Origin of the sequence: Aromatoleum toluvorans (assembly GCF_012910905.1) — a bacterium.
GTDB classification, from domain to species: domain Bacteria; phylum Pseudomonadota; class Gammaproteobacteria; order Burkholderiales; family Rhodocyclaceae; genus Aromatoleum; species Aromatoleum toluvorans.
Map to the genome: position 1 here is coordinate 285,547 of NZ_WTVN01000002.1, position 6,781 is coordinate 292,327.

Here is a 6,781-nt window from a genome sequence, read left to right on the forward strand (position 1 = left end):
CCGAATGGACTCAGGCCAGGACGGACGTTTCCCGCCTTGCGGTGGCACGGGATGCGGTGATGTCCCGCCGCAGATCGTCACTCCACACAAGTTCGACCAGGTTCGGTGCCCGAGTGTGCCGATAAGAGGCACTCTCACCGCCCCGCGACAGTTGCAGGAGTTCGTTCTCGTGGATGCTCTGGCGGTAGATGAAACCCTCGTGCGGATAGTAGCCGCGGCGAATGATGTAACCGCCTCCCTCCCGACGTGTCGCGGTCTGCGTCGCGATGACGGGGCTGCGCATGCTGTCCGCGTCCTCATCGCTCATGATCGGATAGGGGGTGTCGTGTTCCGCGGCGCGTATGAGTAGTTCTTCGTCGGCCGTCAGGGGAACACCGGCATCCCGTTTCGCCTGAGCATCCTTCACTTGTGTCGCGAGCGCATGCACTTTGCGGTCGAATCCTCGCAGCTCTTCGGGAGAGCGGCGCATGACATCCGCTGTCTTGACGCGCTTGTCGTACTCGGTAACTTCCCCGGCCAGATAGAAACCGGCGAAGGAGTCGTGCACGTAGTCGTCGAAGAAGCGTTCGACGTCGGGCGGAAGCGGCTCGCAGCGCTCGAAGATCCCCAATGCCCAGCGTTCCCAGGCGTCGAGGGGAAGGTGCGACTGGGCATGGTCGAAATGCCACTTGTTGATCCGTGCGAGATCGTCCGGGGCGAAGGGGCGTTGCGGGGAGTCGTGTGACCCCGCCGGCGAGCGGCCAGTCCGCCGTTCGCGCAGGGCTTCGAGGTCGCCGGCGAGCATCTGGTTGGCCTCGCGCAGATCCTGGCGTTCTTGTGGGGTTGCCGCATGGAAGCTGGTGGTGTTCTCCAGCCCGCGAAGCCGGGCCGCGCGCCAGCGGTAGTAAAGCTTCATATGCGTCGCCAGGAGGGCACCCTCCTTCCCGAGCGCGCCCGTATAGGCGTTCCAGGCCGAAGCGAGGGCGGCATCGACCTCGAAATCGATCTTGTCGCGTGCCTCCAACTCGCTGAATGGGTTCAGTGGCACGCCCGCTGCGCGCGCGGCTGTGTACATGTGCAGTAGCGGAACCTGCGATAGCAATGCGCCTTGCCCGCCTCGCCCCTTGCCCTGCTCACCCGGCGCGTAGCCTCCACCGACATCCGAATGAACGCCGGGGTAAAACACCTCCTTGAACTTGTCGCCCTTCGAACTTTGCAGGCGCGTCACGGGGAAATTCATGCGCAGCTCGTGGGTGGCGATGAAGTGGCGTCCCGCTTGCACGCACGCTGGCAAGGGATCCAGGATGCGATTCGCCCACGACCAATGCCCGTCGAACACTGCCCCCGGAAGAGGGAGCGTGCGCGCGATGGAAGCCGAACCGCCGACACTCGCGACCGTGTCGAAAACACCGAGGAAATCGATGCGGGTGTCGATCCCGACGAGTCGCTGGCCCTCGAGCAAGTCGTCCAGAAAGTGACAGAAGGCAACCGCCTCGGCCGCTCCGCGTGAAAAGCCGAAGACCGAGATCCGCAGGGACGGAATGGTCGGCTTCCGGATTGCCGCAAGGGCTGTCTTCAGCTTTGCCAGGTGGGGCGCGAACCATCTCCGGTGCGTCATCACCCTGGACGGGCCCTTGCCGTTGCCGAGCTGCTCGACATTGCCGACTTCCGATCCGTATGATTGGGCGAGTCGCCCCGCCTCGCTGTCTCGGAAGAGGGGTTCCTGGCCGCGCACAGCCATGTGGATGGCGTTCAGTATCTGCAAGAGCCCCCAGATGATCCTCGCTTCCCCTCCGCGAGCGAATGCCTTGCCTCCAGCCGATTCAGTGAGTTCGCCGATTTCCTTGAAGGGTGTCCCGACGCCTGACACGTAAAAGGAGTAGTAGCCGCTGTCTTGCTTGTCTGCAGGATAGCTGCGAAAGAGGCGTGCGATATTGCTGTGGCTGCAATCCTGGGGGCGCAGGGGCCGGTTCGCCAGCGGTCCCGGTATTCCGGTCTCGGGGTCGGGAAGGCCCATGCGTTTTCCGTCCCGATCGCGCTCAAGATTGTTGTTGGTTCCATCAAAGAACAGCCCGACTCGAACGGGTATGCTGCAAGGGGTGTCGGAGGCGAACTCGCAATTGGCCAGAGCGATCTGTGAATGGGCGAAGGCCGTCGATGCCAAGAACTCCGCGGCCGGATAGGGCGCATCGACTGGTGTGGCATTGACCATGGCTGCTCAGTTGGAAGAGCGGCCGATAGCCGGCTTGACCGGACGCGGAATGGGATACCGCGGATTTGCCGGCCCCACCCAACTGACGACGACCCGTACTTCGTCATCGGGAAAGAAATGCATGTAGATGCTGCCGGGTTCGTCGTATTTTTCGACTTCGACGACCTTCTCCTTGATGACGTCCTGGATGCCCTCGGGCATGTTCCAGCGCACCAACACTTTCATGCCCGGGTGCCACACGCGTGGAATGGTCGTGCAGCAGATATTTGCGACACCGGCCCCCCAAGCCGGCATGTTTCCGCCGCCGGAGCCGTCTACCGTTGCCGAATAGATGTACTTCCCGGTGTGATTGACGATGCCGACCTGCGCCGGGGCGTAAGGGCTCTCGGTCTTTGCGAGTGCGGCGCAGCCGCTGACGAGCAGGCAGCATGCGAGTATCGATAGGCGATTCATGTGGATTGGTTTCATGTCGATGAGGGGAGTTGTATCCGTGCTTCCTATCTGCCCGCGCCGTGCCAGAAATCGATGGGCAATTCGGCGATCTCGGTCCGGTAGTCGGCTCCTTCACGGATGCGGGTGAGTGCTCGGGTCATGGCCGGGTGTGTGGTGAAATCGTTCGGGAGGCATAGGGCCAGCACGCAGAAGTGCTGTCGTGCGCCGGCCGCGGTGATGCCGTGGTGGCCGGCAACTTCGAGGTGCCGCGCTACCCGGCCGTGGCATTCGACAGGACGATGTTGTCGCAGCAGGTCCGGCTGGGTGTCGTGGATGTTGGCGAGGATGGCATCGGCTTCGGCGAGATCGACGAGACGCCCGAATGCGTCGTCGTCGAGCGGCAGACGGTTGAAGTCTGGTTCTCGAACTGCCTCACACGCGGTGCCGGACCAGCCGACTAGCGTTCCGTGTCGACTGGTTGTCCACCAGCGATGGAGGGGCGACAGCAGGTGTTCACGATGGCTGGCGTGGATCACCGCCATCAACGCGGGAAGCACGCGCGTATCGCCCCAGCGGACGGGCCACTCGAGGCCGTCAGGCGTGCGCGCCACCAGGAAGGGACGCAGATGCGCCTGAAGTGCCGCGCCTTCTAGCGTGCTCGCGAGGATGCTGAGCATCGGGCGTCCGGTGCAGGCGACGAAGATGTTGTGCAGCCAGACTGCTTCCTCGGCCGGATGAGTTGGCGCCACAAGCAAGTGAGGGGATGCGACGTCGAGCGCATGGAGCGGCGTGTTGGCGTATAGCGAGTACCGCGGCAGCTTCGACCATTTGCGCCTGCCAAGCAGCGTTTCGTCAAAGGCACAATCGATGAGCGCGAAGAGGTTAAACGGCATGTCGGGCCGTTTGGCGCGCAGCACGGCGAGTTCTTGCGAAATTTCGGTCGGAAGCGACTCATTGGCAGGCTGGGTGGCGAAATACATCGACTTCCTCACGCAGCGGCGGGGGCCACGAAGGGACTGCCGCTGCGTAGTGCGGCAAGCAGGCAGGGCCTGCACACGCTTTGTGGCATCTGCGGCAATGGGTACGTTTCCCGCACCGGCCCGCCGAAGCTCTTCTTCGACGCATGCACCGTGATTGTTCCCAGGCACGCGACGGTGATGCCGCCGTCGATCGTGATGCTGGCGCCGCCTTCCACGCTCAGCACGATCTTCTTCGCCGCGGCGAAGTCGATGCTCGCGCCGGCGCTGACGAGCGTCAGCGCGTCGCGGGCGAGGAGCTTCAGTTCGTCGCTCTGCGCCTGCAGTGCGATGTCGTCCCGGGCGGCGATCAGGCGGAGGCCGGTGTTGTCGTCGCCGGGCCGGATGGCGCCGGCGAGGAGGCCGAGCGCCTGGCCGGTGTGGAGGCGGGCGCTGCCGGCGATCGCAAAGTTGCTGTCGGCGCCGCTCATGAGGGTGGCGGTGTCGCCGGCGGCGATCTGGATGCTCCGGCCGGCGACGAGGCCGATGCCGGCCTGGGCGGCTTGCAGGATTGCGGGGGCGGCGAGCTGCGGGACGCGTTCGCCGGTGACGGCGGTGTTGCCGTTCTGCGCGTCGGTGGTGGCTGCGGCGAGGTTGCGGGCGGAGACCATGCCGCTGGCGATCCGGCTCAAGGCCTTGAGGGGCGGGTGGTCGGGGTCCGCGGTGCTGGCGTTGGGGCCGGTGCTGCCGATCGCGGTGGCGAGCGGTACGGTCTGGTGCGTCTGTGCGGCGCGCGAGAGGGTGTCGGCGAGCGTGCAGGCCTGTTTGAGCAGCGCCATGCCGGGGGCGAAGTCGCCGGCCGGCTGCGCGGGGTGAGGAGCGGGCCAGGTGCTCATGACGATGCCACGGCCGGCGCGCAGCGCGCCCCAGGCGTCGGTGCGCAGTTCGGCGCCGGTGCCGCGGAAGGAGCCGCGGTAATTGCCGGCCTGGTGGATGAGGTGGCCGAGGTTGAGCTCGGAGGCGCGTTGCGTGGTTTTCAGCTGCACGCGCAGCTGGCGGTCGCTGTCGTCGAAGACGAGCTGGTTGTAGCCCGCGGTGGGGCCGTGGGCGCCGAACTCCCGGGTCTTGAAGCCGCTCAGTGCGCCGGGGTGGCGGTGGCCTGTCGCGGCGGCGCCGTGCCAGGCGGGGCTGTTGCCGCCGGCGTGGTGGCCAATGAGATTGCCCTGGCCCGCGGGGCGGTGGTCGGTCGCGGCGTCGAACACGCCGGTGTCGGAGGCGGGCGCGCTGCGGCCGCCGGGCGTGGGCGCGACCCCGCCTTCGCCGCGGCCGTTGTAGAGCGCGCCGAGCACGACGGGGCGGTCGATGTCGCCACCGAGGAAATCCACCAGCACTTCCTGGCCGATGCGCGGCAGCCACTGCCAGCCCATCTTGGCGCCGGCCTGGCGGCTGGCGACGCGCACCCAGCAGCTGGCGCGGTCGTCCGCGGTGTTGCCTTCCTGCCAGTGGAAGCGCAGCTTGATGCGGCCGAGGGCGTCGCACCACAGCTCGTCGGCGCCGTTCGGCACCGTTTCGCCCTGCGGGCCGACGACGATGGCGCTCATCGGGCCGGGGGCGGTCGGGCGCGGGTTGATGCGCGCGCCGGTGTCGTCGGCGAGCACGGGGCGCCACGGCAGCTCGGCGCGCAGCGCGTCGAAGGCGTTGCCGTAGCCGCGGCTGCGCGCAAGTTCGACGACGGCGGCGGGCAGGTCTGCCGGTGCCCGGGCGGGTTCGAGCATGTCGCCGGTCGCGGGCGACGCGTCGTCGTCGGCCAGCTCGCCTTGCGCGAGCCGCGCGGCGATGGCGTCGATGCGTTCGGCGTCGAGGTTGTTGATGCCGGCATGGAGGACGTCGAGCACGGCGAAGCGTTCGCCCGCGGGGGCGGGATGGGCGGCGGGGTCGAGCGGCAGGCCGTTCACCGCGAGGAAGGTCCCGGGACGCAAGCTGCGCACGGTGCCGCGGCCGAGGAACGTGCTCGCGCACGCCTCGACGGCTTCCATCGTGAGGCGCTGGTAGCGCTCGGCCTCAATCACGCTCGCGTGAGCGTACTGGCCGGCGTAGTCGTAGTGTTCGAGCACCGGCAGGTCCGCTGATCCGACGCGGCGTGCGGTCGGGACGCTCGCCGCGACCGCGCGCCGGGTGCGGTAGTCGTAGCCCAGCACGGTGCCGAGGGTGGGGGCGAGGCGGTGCTGCGCGCCGAAAGCGACGATGCTGTCCTGGTCCTCCTGCGAGTCGGCGCGGTGGAAGCGGATGCCGCGCCCGCCCAAGGCGTGTGCCGACAAGGGATCTTCCGGCAGACGCGTGCTGTCGGCGAAGAGGCGCATGCGGTGGCGCGCGGGGGCGTCGGGGTGTTCCTCGATGCACCAGCCGAGCCCTTCCTCGGCGAGCAGGCGCGACACGAAGGCGTAGTCGGATTCGCGGTACTGCACGCAGTAGCTGCGCGGACGGGCGTTCGCGAGGAAGGGGGCGACGTCGTCGTGCCAGTGCCAGGCGGCGTGGTCGCGGTAGTCGGCGAACACGGCGTCGAGGATCTCGGGGACGCGCTTGTCCTGGAACACGCGGTTGTGCCGTCCGCGCGTGAGCAGCCAGGTCCAGGGCACGACCGTCAGCCGGTAGCGGCTCCAGCCGCCGTCGCTGCCGGAATGCGCAACGGCGCGCACGAGTCCCGAGCGTTCGCTGCGGCGGCCGTCGGAGAGCGCCGTGCGCAGCGTCACCGCCTGCCCGAGCAGGGGGTCGAGGGCGAGGAAGGCGTCCTGCGACAGCGTGTCGATCCGGAACTCGAAGCCGCCGGACAGCGACTCGCGCCCCCACCACGCTTCGACGGCGAGCGGTGGGCCGTCAGACAGCCAGTGCAGCTCGTACAGGCGGGAGTGGGCGGCGAGCGGGGGAAAGGTCGGCGAAGCGGGCACGATCGCGGGCAGGCGCAGGTCGAAAAGACCAAAAGCATATCACTGCTTGCCGTGACAATGTCATTGTCACGGCAATGGCAGGATTGCGCGCATGCTGGCGATGCATGGGTGACGCTGCGCGGCGAAGGCCGCAATGAGACGGCCGCCGTGATGCCGAAGGCGCGGCAGCGGGCCCGCCGGGCTGGCGGAGGGCCGCCGGGGACGGAGGGCGGAAGGTGGAAGGTGGAAGGTGGAAGGTGGAAGCGAGGGGGAGGGGG

Annotated in this window: 4 protein-coding genes; all 4 read right to left on the minus strand. The window is 67.6% G+C overall.

Annotation, left to right across the window (positions count from 1 at the left end):
• Positions 1-10 precede the first annotated feature (10 nt).
• The 4 genes from GPA22_RS02960 to GPA22_RS02975 are packed head-to-tail and all read right to left on the minus strand — an operon-like array spanning position 11 to position 6,524.
• A complete protein-coding gene (locus tag GPA22_RS02960) occupies positions 11-2,191 on the minus strand; it encodes a T6SS phospholipase effector Tle1-like catalytic domain-containing protein (protein WP_169254600.1) in 2,181 nt (726 codons plus the stop codon).
• A 6-nt stretch (positions 2,192-2,197) separates the two neighbouring features.
• Positions 2,198-2,644 (minus strand): DUF3304 domain-containing protein, encoded by a 447-nt coding sequence (locus tag GPA22_RS02965; RefSeq protein WP_169254601.1) that lies wholly within the window; start codon positions 2,642-2,644, stop codon positions 2,198-2,200.
• Positions 2,645-2,688: 44 nt separating this feature from the next.
• Positions 2,689-3,603 carry a DUF4123 domain-containing protein gene (locus GPA22_RS02970; RefSeq protein WP_169254602.1) on the minus strand — a complete coding sequence of 305 codons (915 nt, stop codon included), beginning with the start codon at positions 3,601-3,603 and terminating at the stop codon, positions 2,689-2,691.
• An 8-nt stretch (positions 3,604-3,611) separates the two neighbouring features.
• Positions 3,612-6,524: a type VI secretion system tip protein VgrG gene (locus tag GPA22_RS02975; protein ID WP_169254603.1), complete on the minus strand. Its 2,913-nt coding sequence runs from the start codon at positions 6,522-6,524 to the stop codon at positions 3,612-3,614.
• Positions 6,525-6,781 lie beyond the last annotated feature (257 nt).